The sequence below is a fragment of the Bacillus sp. F2HM genome (assembly GCF_019266135.1).
Lineage (GTDB): Bacteria > Bacillota > Bacilli > Bacillales > Bacillaceae > Bacillus > Bacillus safensis.
Genome location: NZ_LRMO01000018.1, coordinates 75762 through 99377 on the forward strand (window position 1 = coordinate 75762; position 23616 = coordinate 99377).

The following is a 23616-nucleotide window of genomic DNA, read 5'->3' on the forward strand; positions in this document are numbered from 1 at the left end:
AGCACTTTTCTAGAAAAATACCGAACTTAAATAATAGATCAGAACAAAATGTTCGTTTTTAGAATATTCAAGCATCAAAAAAGCACCCCTCTCATGAAAGGGTGCCCTTCTTTTATGATAAATACAGTTTCGTATATTTATCCGTTAAGTAGTCGATTAAATATTGAACATTTAATTCTTCGCCTGTTGCATCTTGAATGATTTCAGATGGCTTTTTCCGTTTACCATGCTGGTGAACATGTTCCGTCAGCCATGCTTTTATCGGTGCAAAAGACCCAGTTTGAATGAGCTCATCAAAATTTGGTAAATCTTTGATCATTTGCTGCTTTAATTGCGCTGCATACATATAACCAAGGGCATATGAAGGGAAATAGCCAAAGCTTCCATCAGACCAGTGAACATCCTGCAAGATACCGAGTGCATCATTAGGAGGCGTAATGCCAAGATACGCTTGATATTTTTCATTCCAAAGTGCAGGCAGATCTTCAACTGCTACTTCTTCATTGAAAATCGCTTTCTCAATTTCATAGCGGATGATAATGTGAAGCGGATACGTCAGTTCATCGGCTTCAATTCGAATGTAAGTCGGCTTCGATTCATTCACTGCATGCACAAAGTCTTCTAAAGAAACATCTTTAAATTGCTCAGGAGAAGCTTCTTGCAGCTTTTGATAATACGTTTTCCAGAAATCTTCGTGTCTGCCGATAAAGTTCTCAAAGAAAAGAGACTGTGATTCATGGATACCCATCGAAGTCCCATCACATAAAAGTGTTCCGCTCAGTGCTTCATCAATGTTTTGCTCATAGATCGCATGACCACATTCATGAATCGTTCCAAAGATCGCCATTCGAAAATCATGCTCATCATAACGGGTCGTCACACGTACGTCACCTCTGCTTAACGTTACAGCAAATGGATGGACTGTTGTATCAAGACGGCCTGCGTCAAAGTCATATCCTAATTCTTTTAAGAAAAAGAGACTCAATTCCTTTTGTTTATCGATTGGGAAGCTTTTCGATAAAAATGAAGTATCTGGCTTATTAGGTGAGGCTTCGATTTTTTTCACAAGAGGAACAATAGCGTCACGAAGTGCACCAAACTTTTGATCAAGCTGTTCAACCGTCATATCTGGCTCATAGTTATTGAGCAGCACATCATAAGGCGTTTTTTTCACGCCCCAATATTGGATGAAGCGCTTGTTAAAGTCAATAAGCTGTTTTAAGTATGGTGCAAAGAGTGAAAAGTCTGATTTCTCCCTTGCTTCTACCCAAACATGCTCCGCTTTTGATTGTAAAATCGAGTATTCTTTAAATTCTTCTTTCGGAATTTTAATGTTTTCATCATACTCTTTTTGTGATAATTCGAGCGCCTTCTGTGTATCTTTTGACAGCTCATCTCGATGTTTGTTTAATGCTAGAAGAAGATCTCTCATTTCATCAGAAGTCTTCATATTAAAAATATCACTTGATAATTGACCGATCGTTTCAGCTCTAAAATCCGCACTTTTTTTAGGTGCTTGTGTTCTAGAGTCCCAATAAAGTAGATGGAGCGCCTCTGTATAATGGGCGATTTTCCCTAGTAATTGATAAAACGCTTTCTCAGTTGCTTCAAGACTCATGCGTTTGTTCCCCCAATCAATAAAATATGTATGTACGTTTCAAGGCTACTTCAATGAATGTTCTTTTGTCAATGAAAAAGGAGGATACACCATGGTATCCTCCTCATTTGCAAGTTTTCACCTATTTAAGATATGATGATGGGCTTCACTGGCAGGACGGATTCAATTTTACTTTGAAGCTCAGTATCTTCCTTACGATCAAAGTAAATATGAATGCTTCCTGCATCTTGGCTTGTCCGGATCAGTCTTCCGATCCCTTGGCGTAAGCGAAGCAGCATATACGGAAGGTCAACTTCAGCATGTGCATCCTTTGCTTCATTCCGTTTCGCTTCAAATACTGGATCATGCGGCGGATAAGGAAGTCCCCAGATGATCACATTCGTTAATGATTCACCTGGAATATCAAGCCCTTCCCACAGATGAACTGAGCATAACACGGATGTCTCATCAGCTTGGAACTTTTGAACAATCGTGCTGATTTCCTCGTCTCCCTCAAAATATACGTCAAACGGCAGTGATTCATTTGCTGCTTCAAGTTGTTTTCTAAAGAAATGAAGTTCATCAAATGAAGGGAATAGAATCAGAGATCGTCCTCCATTTTCTTTCAGCTGAGTGATCACTTGCTGTGCTTTTGCCTCTTGCTCAGTGAGCTGCTGAATTCCGTGGAAATAAATCTTCATTTGTTCATCGTAATCATATGGCGAAGCGACACTCATTGATAAGTAATCTTTAATCCCGAGACTTTCAGCTAAATAATCAAAGGATTGATTCTCAGACAATGTAGCGGAAGAGAAAATATATGGTCTTTTTTGCGAGAATACTTTTTCGCCAAGCACCTCTGCGACCGTCTTCGGCATCACAACAAATGTTGTATCTAATTCCTGTTTTTCCAGCCAGCTAATGGCATTTTTTTGATAAAGCGATAAAGAATACGCCATTTGTTCAATGTATTCTTCCACAACAGATAATTCGTATTGATCGATCGTATACATCTCAGATTCAAACACGAGCGCTTCTCCGATTTTTTCAAGCAAGTCACACAATTCACTTGCAGAACGCTTCACCTCATCGACACGCCCAATTTCAAGCCGGTGCGAGCCTTTGACTTCTTTGGCATGCGTTTTTAAGAGATAAAAGAACTCATCGTTTGTTGCAAGTGCATCTTCAACAAGCTCTGCAAATTCTTCGCGTATGTCGTTTTGCAAAAGACGTTCCAAAAATGTTTCGAGCGTTGATTGCTTCACTCGGTACGTTAACGCTTTTTGTGCGGCAAACTCGAGAAGATGTCCCTCATCAAATACGACGGAGCTATGCTCAGGAAGCAGCGGAAGCTGGCCCTCACGTTTCCGGGATTCCTTTGTCCACACATGCTCCATGTAAAAATCATGTGAACAGATGATGAGATCTGTCGCTTTCCGGTAATGATCTCTTGATAAATTCAGACCGCAGCGATGACGCATATCGCACGTCAGGCAGTCCTGAAACGAGTCATAGCCAATTCGTGACCATTCATCATTTGATAACTCTGGATACTCTTTTCGATCGCCATACGGATAAAAGGTTTGCATGCCATGTGATTCATGAACAAATGAAGGCAGTGATTCATAAATATCGAGCCACTTTTCATCATCTTCACGCTGCATCGTTTTCTCCAGCTTCTTTAAGCATAAATATTGATCATGCGATTTACTTAATCTCGCATCTATTTGAATATCAAGGTGATTGGCAATTTTATAGATATCACCTTCTTGTTTAACGAGCTGTTCAATTAACGTTTCGTCTGCACATGCAATAATCGCAGGCTTCCCTGTATACCTTGCATATGTGACGGCAAATAATAGATAGACGATGGTTTTGCCTGTGCCTACCCCAGCTTCGGCAAACATCACACTTTTTTCTTTAAAGGCTCTTTCTAGTTGAAAAGCCATAAATATTTGTTCATCTCGAAGATCAAAGCCCTTTTCTGGCAAAATGTCATAAAACACATCACCAATCCAGTTGCCCAGTTCTTCGTAAAAATTGTGTTCTTTTGATAATGAAAAAGGCAAACGAGATGCTGTCACCTGCTTCAACCCCCAACTTTTGAATCATTCAGACATTCAATAGTACCATTTACGCTGGGGAAAAACAATCTTTTTTTATGAGCGCAGGCGATGTTGATAGCTTTCCTTCATTAAAAATGCATGCTCAGAACGTTCTATGTATGCCTGAGCCAGCGCCAAATCTTCGATGGCCGCCGTAAGCTGAGCAGATTGTCCACCTTCATGCCCTTCAATTTCTTGAGCAGTCGAAGCGAGTGCTTTTTGGATTAACTGAATTTGATCATAATGAATCATGAAGACACCTCTTTTTTTAAAATCAAGTTCAGTTTATTCCGTCTCGCTGAGAGTTATACCTTTTCAGTACAAAAAAGCCGCACCTTCTTTCGGTGCGGCCTTTTATTACGATTCGGTTGGTTGCTTTCTAGGCGGGCGTTTTCCCCAATATTGATAATAGTCTGTTTTAATAAATCCATTAAACAGTTTTCTCTTTTTCGTCGCTTTTCTTCCGAAGCACTCTTCGAATTTTTCGTGTGACGTTAAGATGTAAATGGACCATGTATCTAGGTTCTTAAACGCTTCACCCATTCCTTGATACATTTTTTCAACTGCTGGTTTATCACTCAGTCGTTCACCGTAAGGAGGATTTCCGACAATCACACCGTACTCTTCTTTTGTTTGAAAGTCTTTTACTTGCATTTGTTTAAACTCAATCAGTTCACTCAGTCCTGCTTCTTCTGCATTCATTTTTGCGATGTCTACCATACGATGGTCGATGTCACTTGCAATGATGCGGAGCGGCTGATCATAGTTTGCTTTTTCTTCTACTTCCACACGCGCTTTGTTCCATACGTCTTCACCGATCCATTCCCATGATTCAGACGCAAAATCCCGGTTAAATCCTGGGGCAATGTTTTGTCCTATCATCGCTGCTTCAATGGCGATTGTTCCTGATCCGCAGAAAGGATCAACAAACGGACGGTCAGGTGTCCAGTTCGTTAATAAGACGAGCGCAGCAGCAAGCGTTTCTTTAATAGGTGCTCCGCCTTGATCCATGCGGTATCCGCGTTTATGAAGACCTACACCAGATGTATCAAGCGTAAGAACCGCTTTATCTTTTAAAAGAGCGATCTCGATTTTATATTCAGGTCCCGTCTCTTCAAGCCATTCAGACTGAATGTTGTAGGAGGATTTAAGCTTTTGCGCAATGGCTTTTTTGACGATGCGCTGGCAGTCCGGCACACTGGCAAGCTGAGATTTCACAGATTTCCCAATGACAGGAAACGTACTGTTTTTTGGTAAAAAAGCGGCCCAGTCAATCGCCTTTGTCCGTTCAAAAAGCTCATCAAATGTTTTTGCCGAAAATTCAGCAACTTGTACCTTAATTCGGTCTGCTGTGCGCAGCCAAAGGTTTGCACGGCAAATCGCAAGAGCATCCCCCTTGAAAATCACTTTTCCGTTGTCGACTGTGCACTCATAGCCAAGGTCTCTTACTTCTTTTGCAACAATTGCTTCAATTCCCATTGGAGCTGTTGCGATGAGTGTATAGGTTTTCATTGATTTATCACCTGTTTTCTCGTCCTTTTATGTATTCAAGATAAAAGCTCTCCATATGTTGAAATAGGAGAGCTTTGTTTCATCATGTTTATTATAACGGATTTAACGTTCTGTAAGCCATGTTTTGTTCCATCGTACTGCAAACGGCAAATGCCTCGTACTCAGGTGGTAATCATCTATCTACAGAATTCTCTGTCCTTCTCTCCGTTTGGTTCCTTTGAGAAAGTTCCCCTACCAAGTTTGGGTTTCTCGCTCGAGGGGTTTACCGCGTTCCACTCTCACCATTTCTAGTGAGACTTCGTCACTGTGGCACTTTCAAGGATACTTTGCCATATCCTAAAAAGGACGTAGGCATTTTTCCTGCCGTCAGCCTTTCCCAGGCTGCCCTGGCTTATTTTTTCGCCAGGCACGAACACTACGGGCATCTCAGCACCGTGCGAGCATGGACTTTCCTCTGCAATGCCCTAAATAGCATTACAGCGATTACCCGAACGTTAATCAATAAGCGTTATTATAAACGACAATGACATCTGACACAAGCTTTTTCAGCAAGACTCAATCATAAAGTTTGCTGCCGAAAACGTGTTTCTCAAGGTTCGATAGTCTTTTTAAAATATCAAAGTTTGTTGTATTAGACTGTGCAGGCTGTCTTTTCCCTTGTTCAACTGCTTCTTCAAGCTGTTTTGACAAGTGGAGGTTTTCTTGTTGAAGTTTTTCGATTTCTTGGTTGAAGGTCTCATAGTCTTTAATGACCATATCTAAAAATTTATCGACTTCTTCTTGTTTGTACCCTCTGACACCTGTTTTAAATTCTTTTTCTAAAATTTCTTTCGCAGAAAGCTTTACTTTATCAGCAAGCATCTTTTTCACCTCATATCGTGAATTCATAGTATATTTTTTCAGAAATACGTGACGTTGTCAAATTTTCTCTTGCTTTTAATCAAAAAACGGATCTTCCGCCTCAACCTGCGCTCTTAGATCATCCATCGTGATGTACATAATCGGGTAATCGGTATAGGCTTCCGCCTCCCTGATCATATACTTCGGCGATCCCTCATGCTCGGGATCATATAAGACGAGAAGGCCATCTGTTTTTTCAATAAAAAAGCGGTTCTTTTGTTTAAATTGTGCCGGACTTTCGTACGGTCTATGCGTGACACTTTCTACAAAATCGGCCTGTGCAAGAATTCCTTCATACAACTCTTTGTTTTGTTCATTCCAGCGCTCTTCCTGTTCATAAAAAGGCGTAATAACTGCAAGTTTTAACGCTGGATATTCCTCCTGAAGCTCAAACACCACTTCGGCTGTCCAAATTTCTGCCCCAAGCTGGCCTGATATGAGAACCCATTCCAGACCTTCTTCGATAAGGGCTGTCAGCCTTTTTTGAAGCTCCGCTTTTATGTATTGAAGTGCAGGCTCGTCTTGTTTGAATATCCCAAGCTCAAACGGCTTGTACCCTGTGACAGCAATAATTTTCATTTTTTCACCTGCTTTTAAAAAATGGGACTTATTAAAGTCCCATTAACTTTATCTGTTACAGCAAGGTCCACCGCAGTTAAAGTGTTGATGTGTTGCCGGGTCCATCTGAGAAAACGTATGCGGGAAGTAGTGAACATGTTGGAAATTATGGTGGTGAACATTTGTCACATGCTGCGGGTGGATATGCGGCACAATTGTTGTTGACTCGCTGTGTGTACAGCAATGATTCGTCGGATGAACAATTGGCTGTGTAACATTTGGATGGCAATGATGATGATGATGGTACATGTAGCATTCCCCTCTCCTTTATTTTCTTACATTAACAATGTATGAATTAAGAGGTGTACATGTACTAATGCATTAACCTATTTTAAAAGTTGGCAAGAAAAATATCTTTATAGTTTGAAAACACAAAAGCGACCAAAATGACCACAAGAAAAAACAAGTAGAAAAGACCCTTATACATGCTCTACGCTCCTCATTCAATTTCTAACGCTATTTTACAGGATTCGCGGCCTTTCTACAATAAAAGTGCTAAACAATTTTTATTTTCGGCCGAGAGCCGAACGTTGTCATTTTTTGCGCTTTCCCGGGCAATAAATAGTTCATTGCCCAGCTTTTCTCAATAGCCGTTTTTTGCGCTTCTCAAGCTCTTTCGTGTCTCGTTCGCTTAATGAAGAGAAAGATAATAAAGATTCCGTGATGGAAAGAGCTGATCTTGCATCTTTTTGGCGATGCTCCTGAAACTTCGCAAGCTCTATGCCCGCTTTTAATGCTAAATGGACATCACTTGATTCAAATAATGTTTCCCAAATTCGAACTGCTTCATCCCACTCGTTTAGCCGTTTATATTGTAAGGAGAGATCAAAAGCCGCCTGATTGGCATGTTCAAAATCAGCACCTGTTAATTCCCGCAAATGCTTCGTAGCTTCCTGTACATCACGATGCGCAAGATGCCACCTAGCCAGCGCGTATTTCTCATCGTGCTCCTTTACCGCATCCATAGATAGAATTTTTTTGGATAGATGAATGTAGAGGCTGATTAACGAAAGGACGTCTAATTCATTATGAGTCAAAATCCCTTCAATGAGCTTCGGATTTTGTTCCTTTAAAAAGTGAAAATAGATCATCGGTGCCAAAAAACCCGGTGTGTCTCCTTCCCTGAGAACGTGCAGCTCTTCTTTTTCAACCACAGACAGCGCCATTCGTTCATATTTATGCTTCCACAACCGTCTTGACCCATGCAGAAGATCAAAATGGCCAAACTCTGGAAGCGCAGGGATTTGATCTCTCAACAAAGTATGTCTCGTTTTCACTTGCGGCCAATCGAATGATTTTCCATTATATGTAACGAGTGATTCTACGTTCACTTCATCGAGAAAACTTTTATAAAGAGCTGCTTCATTTCCCGGATTTGTGAGCAGGTGCTGTTTCACCACTACTTTGTCAGCAAAGACCCGCGCATGTCCTAGCAAGAAGATCATATTTCCCGTTCCGCCAGATAATCCAGTTGTTTCTGTATCAAAGAAAAACAGTTCATGCGGCTTGTAACCTTTAGCCGATAGAGAATGCTGGATGCCGCTTTTGTTCCAAGCCTCGATGATCTTTGGCAGTTCCGCAAACGAGTAGAGTCCATGCTTGTCTTCTAATGAATAGGTGACTTCTCGAATGAGACAAAAGGAATCCTCAAAGTGATAAGGAGCTGCACCCAATTGCTCCCATTCCTTTAAAAATGGGATGTTTTCGGCCGTTACAGGCTGAGGTTGCCCTTCCACTGCTTTTTGCCGTTTTTCATTTGGCTGGTTGTGCGATAGGTGCTTCTTCATTCGATTTAATTTCCCTTTTAAAGACATAAGTAGGTGCCTTCCTCCTTTCCCTTAAAATACAGACATCAATTCAACAATGCTGCTTTTTCCGCTCACCTCTTTCATTTCCATGCCAATGCAGGATGGACAGCCGTTCTCACAGCGGCACCGCTCTATCAGCTGAATGGCTGCACCTGCTATTTCATCGAAACGAGCTTGGACTTCTTTGCTTAAACCGATTCCGCCAGGGTAGTGGTCATATAAAAAGACTGTCGGTTTCCCGGTATGTGCCGCTTTAATTTGTGAAACAACATGAATATCTGAGCGGTCACACATCACAAAAGCAGGTACAATGTGCTGAAGAACATTTGCAATGCCAAGCAGCAGCTGTTCAAGTGTTTTCTCTTCAAATCTCCGCTCTGCATCATGTAATTCAAACCAAGCCGCACTCGTATGAATTTCTTCTTCAGGTAGGTGAATTGGACCAGAGCCGATATTTTCACCGGTACTGAGCCGGATTTTTTTGAAAATTGTTGGCATTGCGTTGACAGTCACATCACCGTAGTGAACAGATACCGCTTCTTTCTCTGTTGTCTGGTCGATTTCCAGCACCTTGAGCTGAACAGCTAAATTAGCATCTGTATAGTATTCTACATCTACTTGTTTCACATAAGCCTTCAAATGCTCGTAATCTAGCTTTTCTACTTGATACTGAACCCCTTCATGTAAATAAATCGCCTCATCATGAAGCAGTGTCATTGCACTGAATCGATCCATCTCTCCAATAATCCGAACATTCGCTACGTCGGATTGATCCACAATTACCACATTTTCCTGGCTTGCAGACCGCAGGCTGATGCCATGCGCTGGGAACGATTGATCTGACCAATAATACCGGTTCCCACTAAAATGAAGAACCCCTTCCTCATGTAAGTATTGCAAAATGTCTTCTACTTCCATGCCGCCAAACTGTTCATCCGTCCGAAATGGCAGCTCGTAGGAAGCACATTTTAGATGATCCACTAAAATAATGAGATTTTCAGGATTGATTCTGGCTGCTTCAGGCGGTCTATTAAAGAAATATTCAGGGTGTCTGACAATATATTGATCAAGGGGTGAGGAGCTTGCCACCATGATAATGAGCGCCTCCTCATGACGCCTTCCAGCACGTCCTGCCTGCTGCCATGTACTCGCTACACTGCCAGGATACCCCGTCATAATGCATACCTTTAGCTGACCTATATCAACCCCTAATTCTAGTGCGTTTGTGCTGACGACACCTAGAATGTCTCCTTCTCTTAACCCCTTTTCAATCACGCGCCGCTCTTTTGGCAAATAGCCTCCTCGATACCCGCGAATCGATTTTGGACCGATTTCTTTTTTCACAAGCTCTTGAATATGACTTAAAATCACTTCTACTCGTACTCTGCTTCTAGCAAAAACGATCGTTTGAATTTTTTCTTTTAAAAATGTTTTAGCCAATTGGTTGACGACAGTGGCAGCGCTTTGTCTAATATTTAATGGTTTATTCACCACTGGCGGGTTATAAAACACAAAATTCTTTTTACCGCTAGGCGCTCCGTTTCGTTCAATAAGATGCACTTTGCTCCCTGTGAGCTGCTGCGCCAGCTCTTTTGGATTTGCAATCGTTGCTGAAGTACAAATGAAAATTGGATCACTTCCATAAAATGCACAAATTCGTTTTAACCTGCGAATCACATTAGCCACATGACTGCCAAATACGCCTCGATATGTATGAAGCTCATCAATGACAATATACTTCAAATTCTCAAATAAGCTGACCCATTTCGTATGATGAGGCAAAATAGCTGAATGCAGCATATCTGGGTTTGTGATGACAATATGTCCTGCTTGTCTGACTCGCTGCCGAATGGCCGGGGAGGTGTCCCCGTCATATGTTTCACTATGAATCGGAACATCCATCTCGTGGATGATCTCGTTCAGTTCACTCTTTTGATCCTGCGCGAGCGCTTTTGTTGGGAATAAATAAAGAGAGCGGTTTGTCTGGTCTTCTGCGATCGACTGAAGAACAGGCAGATTGTAGCAAAGCGTTTTACCTGAAGCTGTTGGTGTAACAGTCACTACATGCTCACCATCCATTACACGTTCAAAGGCTTCCTTTTGATGAATATACAGCTCTTTCACGCCTCGTTTTTCAAGCGCCTTTTTTAGCCTGTCGTCCACTCTTTCAGGAACGGGTGAGGTCTGTGCAGGCTTTGCTTCAATTTCATGCCAATGTTCTATCTGTTCGTCTTTCTTTAATTCTTCTATCAGTTCGTTCATTGTTTTCTTTTTCATATTGCGTCCACCTCTCATTCTAGTGTACCGAATATTTGTTTGCATGACTAGGCGGCAATTTTTTGATGCAGACTTATGAGCAAATACTTTGAACTGTTGTAACAATATCTATTACACTTCTAAAGTGAAATGATTTTATCAAGGAAGAAGATGATCAGATTGAAAAACGAATTTAAGCCTTTGTTTGAACCATTTACGTTTCCAGGAGGCGCCTCTATTGATGGCCGGTTAGTGGTTGCTCCAATGACACACTTTGGTTCTCATGACGACGGCACCATTTCAAAAGACGAAATTGACTTCATTACAGCTAGATCAAGTGAAATGGGCATGGTGATTACAGCATGTGCGAATGTGACTCCAGATGGGAAGGCATTTGAAGGACAGCCTTCTATCGCAAGAGATGAAGATATACCAGGCCTGAAAAAACTGGCTGCAGCTATCCAGGCAAAAGGAACAAAAGCCATTATTCAAATTCATCACGGCGGCTCTCAGGCCCTCCCTCATTTAGTTCCAAACGGTGATGTGGTTGCGCCAAGTGATGTGTTTAAAGATGGAAAACAAATTGCACGCGCTTTAAAAGAAGAGGAAATTACTCATATTATCGACTCCTTTAAAGAAGCAACAAGACGAGCGGTTCAAGCAGGGTTTGACGGCGTGGAAATTCACGGGGCAAACGGTTATTTATTACAGCAATTTTACTCACCGCATAGCAATGAGCGTACTGATCAATGGGGAGGAAACGAAGAAAAACGTTTAGCTTTCCCTATTGCTGTTGTAGATGCAGTTAAAGAGGCCATTAAAGAACATGCGGCTAAACCGTTTATCTTTGGATACCGATTATCTCCTGAAGAGCCAGAAACTCCTGGTTTAACAATGACAGAGACGTTTACATTAGTGGATGTCCTCAAAACAAAAAGCCTCGATTATTTGCATATCTCTTTAATGGAGATTGGCTCTAAAGCAAGACGAGGCGCAGATTCTAATAAGACACGTATGGAACTGCTAAAAGAACGCTGCGGCGATGCTCTTCCGCTTATTGGAGTAGGCAGCGTCATTACAGCTGAAGATGCACTCCATGCTTACAATCAAGGAATTCCTCTCATCGCTGTCGCACGAGAGCTGATCGTCGACCCAGATTGGGCAAAGAAAATTAAAGAAGGCAGAGAACAAGAGATTGAAACCGTCATTAAACGCAGCCAAAAAGACAAGTATCTCATTCCAGAAGGATTGTGGTCTGTCATGGAAGCGAGTCAAGGCTGGGTTCCAATGGAGGATTAATGTCCCCAGCTCAATAAAAAACTACCCTATCAATGGGTAGTTTTTTTCATGAACTATTTCATTTTCACTGTAAAGAGCTTGGACGTCTGCTTTTCTACAGAGCCTTTTGGTTCTTTATCAAGTCGTTCGATAAGGTCACCGTTCATAATCACAATCGGTGTCACTGTACTTGACGCTTTCTCTTCAATCAGTTCTAAATCACACGTAATAAGAGGATCCCCGATTTTCACCTTATCCCCTTCTTTCATGTGCGCTTCAAATCCTTCACCATTTAACCCAACTGTTTCAAGTCCGATATGAATCAGAAGCTCAAGCCCTGAGAGTGTTCGAATGCCAATTGCATGTTTTGTATGGAAGAGCTGAATGATTTCACCCTCTACTGGTGACACAATCGTCCCACTTTTTGGTTTTACTGCTACGCCGTCTCCCATCATCTTTTGAGAAAAGACGGGATCTGGTACATCAGTCATATCCATTAACTCTCCATCAACTGGAGAATAAATGACTTCTTCCTTTACATCATCTTGGTTTTTTCCGAAACCGAATAGTTTTTTCAGCAATGTCAATTTGCTCCCTTCAAGCTTTGCTTCCTAAATCTATTTCGTGTATGAAACTTTACGCCCATACACCTTGCTTCATTCAACACTATTTAATCATAATTTTTTCCTCTCATCAATTGATAACCGCCTGAGCCCCCTCTGCATAGGCTGTAGATGAGAGGTGATTCAGATGAAACATGAAGGCGAAAAGAAACATGAAATGCTGGCAAATGAAGATATGCTATATGAAGCGATTGAACAATTTTTTGCATCCTCCCCGTTTCACGAGATTTTAAATAGTGCAGAGGCACTCATGACCACATCGCATTCACTTGCATCCATTACGACCGATGTGACAGAGGATGAACAAAATGTGTATATCGAGATTCAATTTCCAGACCATTTTGTCGAAGGGGATATTGCGCTAGAAGTAAAAGCCCAATATTTACACTTATCAGTGCAGGAAAAAATCAAAACGGATACGACTTCTTCGTATTCAAGCTTTACCAAAACCATTTTAATGCCGGCAAAAATAGATGAAACGAAAATGAAGAGTGTGTGGAAAGATCAATCGCTTCATGTGTCTGCGCCAAAGCAAACAACCCAATAGATCAATCTATTGGGTTTAGCTATGCTTTAAAAATGCTTGTAAATCCTTTCGCCAATGAGCCTACTTGATTCATTGTACTCATCATTTGGCCAGCTGTATCAAACATTTTGTTAAAATCGTATTGCCCATTTGACTTTTTGAATTGTGACAGCACACTTTTAAATTGAGATGGCTGCTGTTTTTGCGGCCTTGGCAAAGGATAAGGATTCATAGGCGGCTGCATGGGCATCATGCCTGGTGGCTGCATTTGGGGTGGATTCATCGCTTCAGGCGGCTGCATAAGCGGCACGTTTTCTTGGTATCCATAAGGCGGCTGATAAACAGTAGAAGGTGCCTGATTCATTCCCCCTCCACCTTGATACGGCGGCATGAAATAGTCTGGAGGCTGCGGAGGCTGCTGCTGCATCTCTGAATACGGAAAAGGCCTTTGCTTGAATTGATTGAATTCATAAGGCTGCTGGTTTGAATAAGGGAACATTTATCTCGCTCCTCTCGCTCTCAACACATATTGATGTCACTCATATATTATGACCAAGAGCAGAAGATGTGCCTAAAGAAGCCATAAGAAAAACGCAGCATCATGTCTTTAGCTGCGCTTTTTGATTTCTTCTATTAAAAGGTTCAGAGTGTAAACCACTGACTCAACTAAATTTTTCACACGGGGCGCGTGCTGTTTACCAAAATAAGATTGCAGGACAACCTCTTTACCATTTTCTTTTACGGCTTCAAGCTGTTCTTGGTGTAAATATCTAGGTTTGGCCTGCTCAATAAACGAGATCGCAGCGGTGAGCCACTCCTCCATTTTCTGATCAAATGTAACAACGGCCGGCTGAATATCCGTATAAAAATCATACGATGGGTACTCCTCTTCAGCCTTTCCCTTTTGGTACTGCTCATACGCTTCTTCGATCCATATTCTCAAGTTTTGTGTATGTTCAAGTAATGTTTGATTATCCAAAGTGTTCACCTCTATGAACCATCCTATCAAACGTTTACCTATTGCTCAAATAGAAAAGCTATCCGGCGTGATATGCCGGTCTTGCTGCCAGTTTATACTCGGCTGCATGAAGCTTCACTTCACAGTCCTTTACTTCTGATTCAAGCCGGTCAATTATTTGTTCTTGCTCTTCTATCGCTGCACGTTTCGTCTGCTTCACAGCAAGAGACAGCTCTTCCTCCACCGCATCAATTTTCCGCTCGATTTCCTCTAACAACTGCATAATGGATTCTTTTGATACAAATTCGCTCATCATCAGATTCCTCCTTTATTGTCTCTCGTTACATTCTCTTTTCTTTCTCCCCCTCCTTCACACATGACAAAACTAGAAGCAAATCGCCAATCTAAGTGTAGATAAGCGCTATTTCTTCCTTTTCGACAGATGCTTGTCCTTCTTTGTATGATTGCGTCCGATTGTGTAAATTCTAAGGACAAAAGGAGGTAGATTTCATGAAAAAGCAGCCAGCACCAAAAGAGCAAAAGCCAAAAGGGAAAGAAAACAGTCCAGATCAGCTGGATAAAAAGCTCGGCGGTCCTAATCGTCCATCTACGTAAAAAAAAGCAGGCACCCCCTGCTTTTTATTTATGCAAAAAATAGTGCTCTAATGAGAAAAGAAAACGAAGCTGTCTTTTTTTATGAAAATACCAGTCGGTCAGATCAATCTGCTTTGGCAGCGGCTCTGCCTCAAATAAAGATGGACTCAATTTCTTTTGAAACCAATCTTCCCTTAGATCGTCTAATGAATGTGTCATCACCGGATAAACCGTCCGAAGAAAAGGTGTTGACCTTCTAGCGATCCCTAAAAACGGCTCAAAATCAAACCGAGACCCCGTATGCGGAACGGTATGCAAAAAATGATAAAAATCCGAAAACAAATCGGCTCGAAATAATAGTTTCGCTAGTTTTTTACCTAATGTAATGCGTTCCTTTACATTGGAAAACTTCCGTATGGTTAAGCCGTACAAATGCCCGTCCACCGTTGGAAAAACAACGGTTTGGAAATGTCCCCACTCGCTGAAAAGATATTGAATCGAGTGAAAAACATTCTTTTTCAGAAGAGGATTTTGTATAATAGGAGATTGTATAGTATATTGTTCATTTATGATGAGTGCATAAAGCAGACGCTCTGTGTCACGCTTTAGCCAGAAACGTTCCCACTCAGCACTCATAAAACGAGACACGGAGAAATAAGGAAGCAGATGAAACAAAGGTTTACTGCACCTTTTAGACCATTCATACAAAAGAAGCTGAGGGTAAGCATCCGAAAAGATCAGCCAATTCGCTCTTTCATATGCTGTGAAAAAAAGGTGCCCCTGCTGATCCGTTAAACCTGGATGGAAGAGCTCGCCCTTTAAATCCGTCATGGACCACCCAGCATTTCTCGAGACAAAGGAAGCGAGCAGCGACCATTTCATCTCTGGATGCCGGTCATAAAAGCGCTTGTAAGCATTTGTCCTCGTCAGGTTGTCTTTATTTTTTGCTTTCGTTTCACGCAAAATTTGCTGAGTGATGATGTGCTCTTCTTGGGACAACATGGTGATCTCTCCAATACAAAATGCATTAAAAGGAGGCTGAAACTTGATGATTCGGTATCCAAACGGAAAATCGTATCAGCCCATTCAACAAATTGGGACAAAAAAAAGAATCAGCGGCGAATCCTCTTATAGTAACCGCGGGATGACGCTTGAGGCTGATTTAAATGAAACGAACCAATACTATTTGGTCAACGGGATCGCAGTCATTCATAAAAAGCCTACCCCAGTTCAAATTGTGAATGTGGATTATCCAAAAAGAAGTGCTGCTGTCATTAAAGAAGCCTATTTTAAACAATCATCCACAACAGACTATAACGGGGTATACAAAGGCCGCTATATCGATTTTGAAGCAAAGGAAACCAAAAGCACTACCTCGTTTCCGCTCAAAAATTTCCACGACCATCAAATTGAGCATATGAAACAGGTTGAAAAGCAAGGCGGCATTTGTTTCGTTATTATATCCGCTTTTGGCTCCGTTTATTATTTGCCCGCTTCAGATCTCTTTTTCTTCTGGGAGCGGCAGAAGAAAAACGGCCGTAAATCTATTAGCAAAGACGAATTAATGGAAGCTGGCCACATAATGACACTTGGATATTCGCCAAGAATTGATTATATTAAAGTAGTGGAGACACTTCATTTTTCGGATGAAAGCAAGCAGCAATTACGTTCGAAAAAGGTTTAACACGAAAGGTTGAGATGTGATGTCTGATCAATTTACAAGTCGTGAACAGCGACGTAAAGCAAGTCAAGAAAACAATAAGAAGCAAAAGAACAAAAAAGGCAAAAAGAAAGCAGGTCTATTTAAAAAAATATTTTTATCTTTACTCGTGATCGGTCTACTTTGTTTAGTTGCCGGAATCACAACTTTTGCCGTTTTTGCATCAAGCGCTCCTTCTATTGATGATAGTAAGCTTAAAACACCATACTCTTCAAAGCTTTATGATAAAGACAAGAAAGTGTTTGCAGAAGTTGGTGCAGAAAAAAGAACGTATGTCTCGATAAAAGATATACCCGATGTGGTAAAAGATGCGTTTATTGCGACTGAAGATGCACGTTTTTATAAGCACCACGGGATTGATCCAATCCGTATCGGCGGTGCCCTTGTCGCAAACGTTGAGGACGGCTTTGGTGCTGAAGGCGGAAGTACCATTACACAGCAGGTTGTGAAAAACTCCCTCCTAAGTAATCAAAAGACGTTAAAACGGAAAGTACAGGAGGTATGGCTCTCAATTCAGCTCGAGCAAAAATACTCTAAAGATGAAATTTTAGAAATGTATTTAAACCGTATTTTCTTCTCTCCTTATGCTTATGGTGTGGGGAAAGCAGCTGAACAATTTTTCGGAGTCACAGATTTAAATAAACTAACCGTTGCACAGGCTGCCACACTTGCAGGGATGCCGCAGAGTCCTTCTGCCTATAACCCAGTGAAACATCCCGAGGCAGCGGAAAAACGCCGTAATATCGTTTTAAGCCTTATGAAAAAACAAGGCTACATTTCAGAAAAAGATTATGACGTTGCAAAAGCAACCCCTGTCAGCAAGACTGTTGTTTCAGCTAGTAAATATAAGAGCCAAAACTCTAGTAAGTACTCTGCCTACATTGAAGAAGTGATGGAAGAAGTACAGAAAAAAGCCAAAGTGGATGCATCAACTGATGGATTAAAAATCTATACTTCACTTGATCGAAATGCACAGGATCATCTAAATGATATCATCAATGGAGATTCAGTTGGATTTACGAAAGGGATGCAGGCGGGTGTGACCCTGCTTGATACGAAAAATGGTGAAATTCGTGCCATTGGCGGTGGACGTGATGTACCAGCCGGCGGGTTTAACTATGCGACGGATGCAAAACGCCAGCCAGGGTCCACAATCAAACCGATCTTAGATTACGGCCCAGTCATTGAAAACAAAAAATGGTCAACATATCAGCAAATTGATGATGCACCGTATACGTACTCGGATGGTACACCGATTAACAACTTTGACAGAAGACATTTAGGTAAAATGTCGATGAGAAGCGCTTTGGCACAATCGCGTAACATCCCTGCACTTAAAGCATTCCAAGAAGCTGGTTCAGCCAATGCCGCTCAATTTGCTAATAATTTAGGCATGGACTTACCTTCTGATATTCCAGAATCTTATTCAATTGGTGGATTTGAAGATGGTGTGTCTTCATTAAAAATGGCAGGTGCATTTAGTGCGTTCGGCAATAACGGATACTATAATGAACCGCACGCTGTCACATCTGTTGAATTTAATGACGGGACAAAGCTTGACCTTACGCCGGACTCAAAAGCAGCAATGAGTGATTACACAGCATTTATGATTACAGATATGCTGAAAACTGCTGTCCAATCTGGAACTGGTACACTTGCACAAGTACCGAACGTTCAAGTAGCTGGTAAAACAGGTACAACGAACTTTACACAAGATGATATTAATAAACACAATATTCCTTCTGGCGGTGCGAAAGATTCGTGGTTTGTCGGTTATACGCCGCAATATACAGCGGCCGTTTGGACTGGAATCGGTAATTCAAAAGATGCAGACGGCAAAATATGGCTGAATGATTATGAGCAGCGTGTTGCCAAAGTCGTCTTCCAGCGATTAATCTCTCAAATTGATGATGGAAGCGGATCGTTTGAAAAACCAGACAGTGTCGTTGAAGCAACGGTTGAAAAAGGATCGGATCCAGCGAAATTAGCCGGACCGAATACACCAAGTGACAAGAAGACAACAGAATACTTTGTTAAAGGAACGGTTCCAACAAAAGTGTCTGACACATACGAGAAAAAAGAAGCCGATAAGCCTTCTGATTTAAAAGCGGTGTATGATGAAGAGAAAAAATCCATCACACTGACTTGGGGCTATTCTGACGACGCTGATGCTACATTTAATGTCAAGCAAGCGGTTGATAATGGCGGCTATAAAGAGATTCAAAACAGCTCTGCTAAAGAAGCGGTCATCTCTGATGTGAAGCCTGGCTCCACATATAAATTCCAAGTGACAGCCACTGTAGATGATGTCACAAGTAAAGCGGCTTCTACCTTCCTCACCATTAAGGATGACGCAGATGAGGAAGAAAAAGCGGATGATGAGAATAAAGAAGAAGAAGAACCGCAGCAGCCTGACGACGAGCAGACAGACCAAACAGACGATAACAAAAATCAGCCCCCTGGCACTGATGAGCAAAAGCCTGATGACAAAAAAGATCAAGATAAAGATCAGGACCAAGGCGGAAATACAGAAAACGGAAATAATGGTTCTTCAGATGATGGCTCAGACAGTACAAATGGGAACAGCAACTCGCAAACTGATAATAAAGATAAAAAGAAAGATGATGAGAAAGCCAACTCTCAAAGTTCCAATTCGCAATCAAATGCTACTTCTCGAAAAGAAGATGAATAATGAAAAAGCACTTGCCTCCTTGGCAAGTGCTTTAAGATTGTTGACAAAGGGCTAAAATGATCTTTATTTTAGCCCTTTGTCTTCTTTTCAGCGTGATAGAAAACCTTTGCAGTCTAGGAAGGACGAGCATCGGAGCGGAGCGAATTTAACATTCGTGAGCACCGGAGCGCAGGACTGACAACGAATGCGAGGGTTTGTCTACACGCTTGAAAGCACTTGCCTCCTATGGCAAGTGCTTTTTTTAACGCTGCTGTCTGATTTTCTTAAGTGCTTCGAATTTTCCATACTGCTTTTTTAATTCCATGTATAGCTCGTCCAATTGAATAAAACAGTGATATTGAGTTGGTTTTAGCAAAATGAACTCTAAACGTTCCGTCCAATTAATCGGAGCAACAGGAAATGTCTCTTGCTTGATATGTTCCCATTCAAACGTTTGGACACTCTCCCCTTTGATCCAGTAAAACATCGCAATCATACTGACGATTCCTTGCAGCATATCATCTTCTTCACAGCGGGATTTTCTTGTTTGGAAACGAGGAAGCATTTTTTCTTTTAATTCGTTCCACAGCTCAAACATCACAGGAACAAATTCTTCAGTTTCCTGCCATGGAAGCTCGTCTGTTAAAGGTTCTGAAGATAGATCATATGCGAGCGGATTGGCTCTCAGTATAGCTACTCGATCACCTTTAATCTCTACCTTTTTTTCTTTTAGCTTTTCGACATATGAGGTGAAAACAGCTGCCCCGCTCATGCCAGCTTCACCAATCCTTTTTTCAGCCTCTTCTGCCCTTCTCTGCACATATCAAGAAGTGGACACGATTCGCACTGCGGCCGCTGCGCCTTACAATGATATCTCCCAAAAAAGATCAGACGGTGATGCGTCACAGACCAATCTTCTTTTGGCACCTTTTTCATCAAGGTTTGCTCTACTTCAAGCACAGAATCCTTCCAGCGGCAGATGCCTAGACGTTTACTGACTCGTTCTACGTGTGTATCTACTGCTATTGCCGGTACCCCAAAAGCGACTGAAACGACGACATTTGCTGTTTTCCGGCCAACCCCAGGAAGCTTAACAAGCTCGTCCCGGTCCTTTGGTACTTCACCGCCATATTCTTCAATCAGCATTTTGCTCAACTTTTGAATGTTTTTAGCCTTATTTCGATAAAGACCAATCGAGCGAATATCTTGCTGCAGTTCTTCAAGCGGTACACTTAAATAGTCTTCTGGTGTTTTATATTTTTGAAATAACGTTTTGGTGACCTTGTTTACAAGCACGTCCGTACATTGAGCAGAGAGCGCAACAGCAATCACAAGCTCAAATGGGTTGGCATGAACAAGCTCACACTCAGCCTCTGGAAACATATCTCCTATAATATCTAAACACTCATTGATTTGTTTTTTTGATAACATGCCTTCTCCTTTATTGGTTATTGTTCCAGCCAATTATAAAAAGGAACTTGTCGTTTATAAGTGGACGTCTCTTCGTTTGAAGGTGGCGTTTTCTGCTGAGAACGGAAATGCTGGCTATGTTCTTTTGCTTCTTTCGCTGTTTTCAGCCCTTTCTTTTTCCACTCAAATAAAATTCGATCAATATAACGGAAATTTAATTTCCCTGATAAAACGGCTTCTCTTAGTGCTAGCCGAATCATCTCAGCATCATGATGGTCTTGATCCATCCAGATCGAAAGTGTTTCTCCTTCAAGAGGTGACAGCGGCCTGCCGAATTCATCTTCAAATAAAGCATATAAAGATTTTTCAGCCTGCACATGATGTTTTTGCGCTTCTTTCGCCTGTTTTGCTTCTAAAAAGTCATACAGCACGCCCCATAAAGGTTCTACTGAGTACCGGTCATGCTGAATACCAGACCTGTCTTCAAATGGCTGAATCGAGATAAATCCTTTTTGAATCAGATGCTGAACCATATACGCGCACTCTTCCGCTGAAATGGTCATGCCTTGAGAAAGCTCTTCAAATGTTTGAAAGAAAACGCCTTGTTCTTCATTCATTTTAATCTTGAGCATCACCATCATCTGTGATTCATTCAGTCCTAACTGCTCATAATGAGCAATCAGCAAATTAGGCAAACTTGTCGACCCCATTTGCTGCATATTAATAAATTGCTGCCTATTCATCGGATACACCTCTTCATTTTAAGTATATCACGTTTTATTTCACGTGCCCCTCTAAAAAGACGTTTGAAAAAGCCTCCATTTGTTGGAGGCTTTCACGTCTTAAGGGTATAAACGGTTTAATAATCTTGGGAAAGGAATGGTTTCACGCACATGCGGCGCTCCGCTAATCCAAGCAACTGTACGTTCAAGTCCAAGACCAAAACCTGAATGCGGCACAGAACCATATTGTCTTAATTCTGTATACCATTTGTAAGTTTCCTGATCAAGCCCATGTTCTTTCAATCTTGCTTCAAGAAGCTCTAAATCATGAACACGCTCAGAACCGCCAATAATCTCTCCGTAGCCTTCTGGTGCAATCAAGTCTGCACAAAGGACAACATCTTCACGATCCGGTGCTGGCTGCATATAAAACGGTTTTAATGATGTTGGGTAATGAGTGATAAACACTGGTTTATCATAGCTTTCGGCGATCGCAGTTTCGTGAGGCGCGCCGAAATCATCTCCCCATTCGATATCATCAAAGCCTTTTTCCTGCAAGAATTTAATCGCTTCATCGTAAGTGATGCGCGGGAATGGTGCTTTGATATTTTCTAATTTTGCTGTATCACGGCCTAGTGTTTGCAGCTCCACTTTACAGTTTTCAAGTACACTTTGAACAACATGAGACACATAATTTTCTTGATACTCAAGGTTTTCATTGAATTCGACAAAAGCCATCTCCGGCTCGATCATCCAAAACTCAATTAAATGACGTTTTGTTTTAGATTTTTCAGCTCTAAATGTTGGGCCAAATGAGAATACTTTTCCGAGTGCCATTGCTGCAGCTTCCATGTAAAGCTGACCGCTTTGAGAAAGGTATGCATCTTCATCAAAATATTTCGTAGCAAACAGTTCCGTTGTGCCTTCAGGTGCACTTCCAGTTAAAATTGGCGGATCTACTTTCACGAAACCTTCTTGATGGAAGTATTCATATGTAGCACGAATAATTTCGTTACGGATTTTCATAATGGCATGCTGTTTTTTAGAACGAAGCCATAAATGACGATGATCCATTAAGAATTCTGTTCCATGCTCTTTTGGTGTAATTGGATAATCTGTCGCTTCATGAATCACTTCAATGGATTTCACTTGCAATTCAAAACCTAGCGGTGAACGCTCATCTTTTGTCACTTGACCTGTTACATAGACAGATGTTTCTTGAGTGACTGATTTCGCAAGCTTAAAGACTTCCTCTTCCACTTCTGCTTTTACTACGACTCCTTGAATAAAGCCTGTCCCGTCACGCAGCTGCAAAAATGCAATTTTTCCGCTTGAACGTTTATTGGCAATCCATGCGCCGATGGTTACTTCTTGATCGACGTGTTTGAACACTTGATTAATCGTTGTTTTCAACATAATTCCCTCCAAAGCCAGAAAGAAACTCACCTTTAGACAGGTGTGAATCTTTTTTCATACATTTTATTATAACCGTTCTAAATCAGCATGGTCAACGCAAGACAGGAGAAACTACGGTGTTAAATTTTTTTCCACGTGTCCTGTCGAGAAGTCGACATAGCTGAAGCTATATTGATTGTTTTCATTTAAGTATGTCACTTCCCAAAGAAGTACGTCACCTTCTCTCGCTAATTTGACTTCTTTTAGCTTAGAGACCGTGTTCTCCTTTTGAACGGCTTGTACTGCTTGATTCGAGGTAATGCCTTCTTTTGCTTTTTTTGCGATCACTTTTTCTTTTTTGCTGGCAGGAACCCAAACGTAGGTCGTTTCATTCTGTTTGTTTTTCCCTTCAACAATAAATTGTTTTTCTTTCCCGACAAAGGTTTCCACTTGCTCCACTTGTACGATGTTTGCTTGTTCTTTTGCTCGTTCGATCGCTGCTTCATGCCCTTGTTCTCTTTGTCCCATGGCAATTTGATAAATCCACGTAAAGCTGATGATGCCAATAAGCAGAACGAGAGCCACTACAGATGAAATAATCCAGACTATTTTTTTCATGTCAAGCTTCCCCTATGTGCGATATATCGTAAATACCGCTTGATTTTGGTCTTCTTGATCTAATGCTAATCCAAACATGAGATCTTCTCTTTTAAGCGTTCTGTTCAATAAATCAACGATTTTGTATAGGTCTTCTGAATGCTTAATTTGAACAGTTGAAAGTACCTCTATTTTACTTTCCACTTCTAATTCCTCCTCGGTACGTAAATATTGTTAGACATACTTTTCTGCACGGGAACCGATACTATTTTTACAACGGAACACAAAAAGCCGTTACGATAAATTAACTCCAAACCCACACCAGC

At 41.3% G+C, this 23616-nt stretch carries 25 protein-coding genes and 1 other RNA gene; 5 read left to right on the forward strand and 21 right to left on the reverse strand.

The window, feature by feature from the left end; all coding sequences use genetic code 11:
• Nucleotides 1-112: 112 nt before the first annotated feature.
• The 10 genes from AWT60_RS11590 to AWT60_RS11635 all read right to left on the reverse strand — a co-directional run bounded on the left by AWT60_RS11590 (nt 113) and on the right by AWT60_RS11635 (nt 10817).
• Nucleotides 113-1618: a carboxypeptidase M32 gene (locus AWT60_RS11590; RefSeq protein WP_218677289.1), complete on the reverse strand. Its 1506-nt coding sequence runs from the start codon at nt 1616-1618 to the stop codon at nt 113-115.
• A 125-nt stretch (nt 1619-1743) separates the two neighbouring features.
• The gene (locus AWT60_RS11595; RefSeq protein WP_075623375.1) at nt 1744-3681 is read right to left on the reverse strand and encodes an ATP-dependent DNA helicase; all 1938 of its coding nucleotides are present in this window, start codon (nt 3679-3681) and stop codon (nt 1744-1746) included.
• Nucleotides 3682-3756: 75 nt separating this feature from the next.
• The gene (locus AWT60_RS11600) at nt 3757-3954 is read right to left on the reverse strand and encodes a hypothetical protein (RefSeq protein WP_024422762.1); all 198 of its coding nucleotides are present in this window, start codon (nt 3952-3954) and stop codon (nt 3757-3759) included.
• A gap of 105 nt (nt 3955-4059) precedes the next feature.
• On the reverse strand, nt 4060-5214 hold the full coding sequence (locus tag AWT60_RS11605; protein WP_034623490.1) for a THUMP domain-containing class I SAM-dependent RNA methyltransferase: 1155 nt from the start codon (nt 5212-5214) through the stop codon (nt 4060-4062).
• A gap of 108 nt (nt 5215-5322) precedes the next feature.
• Nucleotides 5323-5709: RNase P RNA component class B (rnpB, locus tag AWT60_RS11610), an RNA gene on the reverse strand.
• A 60-nt stretch (nt 5710-5769) separates the two neighbouring features.
• Entirely contained in the window at nt 5770-6075 is a 306-nt protein-coding gene (gpsB, locus tag AWT60_RS11615) for a cell division regulator GpsB (RefSeq protein WP_012010336.1), read from the reverse strand.
• A 75-nt stretch (nt 6076-6150) separates the two neighbouring features.
• Nucleotides 6151-6693 carry an SLOG family protein gene (locus AWT60_RS11620; RefSeq protein ID WP_029706022.1) on the reverse strand — a complete coding sequence of 181 codons (543 nt, stop codon included), beginning with the start codon at nt 6691-6693 and terminating at the stop codon, nt 6151-6153.
• A gap of 48 nt (nt 6694-6741) precedes the next feature.
• Nucleotides 6742-6981: a CotD family spore coat protein gene (locus tag AWT60_RS11625; RefSeq protein ID WP_218677290.1), complete on the reverse strand. Its 240-nt coding sequence runs from the start codon at nt 6979-6981 to the stop codon at nt 6742-6744.
• A gap of 317 nt (nt 6982-7298) precedes the next feature.
• Nucleotides 7299-8546: a ribonuclease H-like domain-containing protein gene (locus AWT60_RS11630; RefSeq protein WP_041109580.1), complete on the reverse strand. Its 1248-nt coding sequence runs from the start codon at nt 8544-8546 to the stop codon at nt 7299-7301.
• A 24-nt stretch (nt 8547-8570) separates the two neighbouring features.
• The gene (locus tag AWT60_RS11635) at nt 8571-10817 is read right to left on the reverse strand and encodes a DEAD/DEAH box helicase (protein WP_041109582.1); all 2247 of its coding nucleotides are present in this window, start codon (nt 10815-10817) and stop codon (nt 8571-8573) included.
• A gap of 159 nt (nt 10818-10976) precedes the next feature.
• Between AWT60_RS11635 and AWT60_RS11640 the strand changes: the two genes are divergently transcribed.
• Nucleotides 10977-12095: an NADH-dependent flavin oxidoreductase gene (locus AWT60_RS11640; protein WP_226014581.1), complete on the forward strand. Its 1119-nt coding sequence runs from the start codon at nt 10977-10979 to the stop codon at nt 12093-12095.
• Between the two features lie 53 nt (nt 12096-12148).
• On the opposite strand, the gene AWT60_RS11645 is transcribed toward AWT60_RS11640, so the two are convergent.
• Nucleotides 12149-12655, reverse strand: a complete 507-nt coding sequence (locus AWT60_RS11645) for a PTS sugar transporter subunit IIA (RefSeq protein WP_024422767.1) — start codon at nt 12653-12655, stop codon at nt 12149-12151.
• 169 nt (nt 12656-12824) lie between these two features.
• On the opposite strand from AWT60_RS11645, the gene AWT60_RS11650 reads away from it, so the two are divergent.
• Nucleotides 12825-13244, forward strand: coding sequence for an Hsp20/alpha crystallin family protein (locus AWT60_RS11650; protein ID WP_041109586.1), 420 nt, complete (start codon nt 12825-12827; stop codon nt 13242-13244).
• Between the two features lie 19 nt (nt 13245-13263).
• Here the strand turns inward: AWT60_RS11650 and AWT60_RS11655 are convergent, their stop codons facing one another.
• From AWT60_RS11655 to AWT60_RS11665, 3 genes are all read right to left on the reverse strand, one after another.
• Nucleotides 13264-13722, reverse strand: a complete 459-nt coding sequence (locus AWT60_RS11655; protein WP_041109588.1) for a YppG family protein — start codon at nt 13720-13722, stop codon at nt 13264-13266.
• Between the two features lie 108 nt (nt 13723-13830).
• A complete protein-coding gene (locus tag AWT60_RS11660) occupies nt 13831-14211 on the reverse strand; it encodes a YppE family protein (protein WP_224426683.1) in 381 nt (126 codons plus the stop codon).
• 49 nt (nt 14212-14260) lie between these two features.
• Nucleotides 14261-14494: a DUF5446 family protein gene (locus tag AWT60_RS11665; RefSeq protein WP_223251001.1), complete on the reverse strand. Its 234-nt coding sequence runs from the start codon at nt 14492-14494 to the stop codon at nt 14261-14263.
• A gap of 197 nt (nt 14495-14691) precedes the next feature.
• On the opposite strand from AWT60_RS11665, the gene sspM reads away from it, so the two are divergent.
• A complete protein-coding gene (gene sspM / locus AWT60_RS11670; RefSeq protein ID WP_024422772.1) occupies nt 14692-14796 on the forward strand; it encodes an acid-soluble spore protein SspM in 105 nt (34 codons plus the stop codon).
• A 24-nt stretch (nt 14797-14820) separates the two neighbouring features.
• On the opposite strand, the gene AWT60_RS11675 is transcribed toward sspM, so the two are convergent.
• Nucleotides 14821-15777, reverse strand: coding sequence for a DUF2515 domain-containing protein (locus AWT60_RS11675; protein ID WP_041109590.1), 957 nt, complete (start codon nt 15775-15777; stop codon nt 14821-14823).
• Between the two features lie 46 nt (nt 15778-15823).
• Here AWT60_RS11675 and recU point away from each other — a divergent pair, with 46 nt between their 5' ends.
• Both recU and AWT60_RS11685 read left to right on the forward strand, forming a co-directional pair.
• Nucleotides 15824-16459 carry a Holliday junction resolvase RecU gene (recU, locus tag AWT60_RS11680; RefSeq protein ID WP_034280474.1) on the forward strand — a complete coding sequence of 212 codons (636 nt, stop codon included), beginning with the start codon at nt 15824-15826 and terminating at the stop codon, nt 16457-16459.
• A 19-nt stretch (nt 16460-16478) separates the two neighbouring features.
• On the forward strand, nt 16479-19187 hold the full coding sequence (locus AWT60_RS11685; protein ID WP_218677291.1) for a PBP1A family penicillin-binding protein: 2709 nt from the start codon (nt 16479-16481) through the stop codon (nt 19185-19187).
• Between the two features lie 241 nt (nt 19188-19428).
• On the opposite strand, the gene AWT60_RS11690 is transcribed toward AWT60_RS11685, so the two are convergent.
• The 6 genes from AWT60_RS11690 to AWT60_RS11715 all read right to left on the reverse strand — a co-directional run bounded on the left by AWT60_RS11690 (nt 19429) and on the right by AWT60_RS11715 (nt 23494).
• On the reverse strand, nt 19429-19938 hold the full coding sequence (locus tag AWT60_RS11690) for a YpoC family protein (RefSeq protein WP_087975873.1): 510 nt from the start codon (nt 19936-19938) through the stop codon (nt 19429-19431).
• Complete coding sequence (gene nth, locus AWT60_RS11695) at nt 19935-20597, reverse strand: endonuclease III (protein ID WP_024422776.1); 663 nt, start codon at nt 20595-20597, stop codon at nt 19935-19937. Before nth ends, AWT60_RS11690 begins: the two co-directional genes overlap by 4 nt.
• A gap of 17 nt (nt 20598-20614) precedes the next feature.
• Entirely contained in the window at nt 20615-21319 is a 705-nt protein-coding gene (locus AWT60_RS11700; RefSeq protein ID WP_041109596.1) for a DnaD domain-containing protein, read from the reverse strand.
• A gap of 99 nt (nt 21320-21418) precedes the next feature.
• Complete coding sequence (asnS, locus tag AWT60_RS11705) at nt 21419-22711, reverse strand: asparagine--tRNA ligase (RefSeq protein WP_024428109.1); 1293 nt, start codon at nt 22709-22711, stop codon at nt 21419-21421.
• A gap of 114 nt (nt 22712-22825) precedes the next feature.
• Nucleotides 22826-23311: a cell wall elongation/penicillin-binding protein regulator TseB gene (gene tseB / locus AWT60_RS11710; protein WP_024422779.1), complete on the reverse strand. Its 486-nt coding sequence runs from the start codon at nt 23309-23311 to the stop codon at nt 22826-22828.
• A 12-nt stretch (nt 23312-23323) separates the two neighbouring features.
• The gene (locus AWT60_RS11715; RefSeq protein ID WP_065214698.1) at nt 23324-23494 is read right to left on the reverse strand and encodes a YpmA family protein; all 171 of its coding nucleotides are present in this window, start codon (nt 23492-23494) and stop codon (nt 23324-23326) included.
• Between the last annotated feature and the right edge of the window lie 122 nt (nt 23495-23616).

Coding starts and splice junctions, on each gene's coding strand:
- AWT60_RS11590 (WP_218677289.1), bottom strand. CDS start 1,618: ATGAGTCTTGAAGCAACTGAGAAAGCGTTTTATCAATTACTAGGGAAA.
- AWT60_RS11600 (WP_024422762.1), bottom strand. CDS start 3,954: ATGATTCATTATGATCAAATTCAGTTAATCCAAAAAGCACTCGCTTCG.
- AWT60_RS11605 (WP_034623490.1), bottom strand. CDS start 5,214: ATGAAAACCTATACACTCATCGCAACAGCTCCAATGGGAATTGAAGCA.
- gpsB (WP_012010336.1), bottom strand. CDS start 6,075: ATGCTTGCTGATAAAGTAAAGCTTTCTGCGAAAGAAATTTTAGAAAAA.
- AWT60_RS11620 (WP_029706022.1), bottom strand. CDS start 6,693: ATGAAAATTATTGCTGTCACAGGGTACAAGCCGTTTGAGCTTGGGATA.
- AWT60_RS11625 (WP_218677290.1), bottom strand. CDS start 6,981: ATGTACCATCATCATCATCATTGCCATCCAAATGTTACACAGCCAATT.
- AWT60_RS11630 (WP_041109580.1), bottom strand. CDS start 8,546: ATGTCTTTAAAAGGGAAATTAAATCGAATGAAGAAGCACCTATCGCAC.
- AWT60_RS11635 (WP_041109582.1), bottom strand. CDS start 10,817: ATGAAAAAGAAAACAATGAACGAACTGATAGAAGAATTAAAGAAAGAC.
- AWT60_RS11650 (WP_041109586.1), top strand. CDS start 12,825: ATGAAACATGAAGGCGAAAAGAAACATGAAATGCTGGCAAATGAAGAT.
- AWT60_RS11655 (WP_041109588.1), bottom strand. CDS start 13,722: ATGTTCCCTTATTCAAACCAGCAGCCTTATGAATTCAATCAATTCAAG.
- AWT60_RS11665 (WP_223251001.1), bottom strand. CDS start 14,494: ATGAGCGAATTTGTATCAAAAGAATCCATTATGCAGTTGTTAGAGGAA.
- sspM (WP_024422772.1), top strand. CDS start 14,692: ATGAAAAAGCAGCCAGCACCAAAAGAGCAAAAGCCAAAAGGGAAAGAA.
- AWT60_RS11675 (WP_041109590.1), bottom strand. CDS start 15,777: ATGTTGTCCCAAGAAGAGCACATCATCACTCAGCAAATTTTGCGTGAA.
- recU (WP_034280474.1), top strand. CDS start 15,824: ATGATTCGGTATCCAAACGGAAAATCGTATCAGCCCATTCAACAAATT.
- AWT60_RS11685 (WP_218677291.1), top strand. CDS start 16,479: ATGTCTGATCAATTTACAAGTCGTGAACAGCGACGTAAAGCAAGTCAA.
- AWT60_RS11690 (WP_087975873.1), bottom strand. CDS start 19,938: ATGAGCGGGGCAGCTGTTTTCACCTCATATGTCGAAAAGCTAAAAGAA.
- nth (WP_024422776.1), bottom strand. CDS start 20,597: ATGTTATCAAAAAAACAAATCAATGAGTGTTTAGATATTATAGGAGAT.
- AWT60_RS11700 (WP_041109596.1), bottom strand. CDS start 21,319: ATGAATAGGCAGCAATTTATTAATATGCAGCAAATGGGGTCGACAAGT.
- tseB (WP_024422779.1), bottom strand. CDS start 23,311: ATGAAAAAAATAGTCTGGATTATTTCATCTGTAGTGGCTCTCGTTCTG.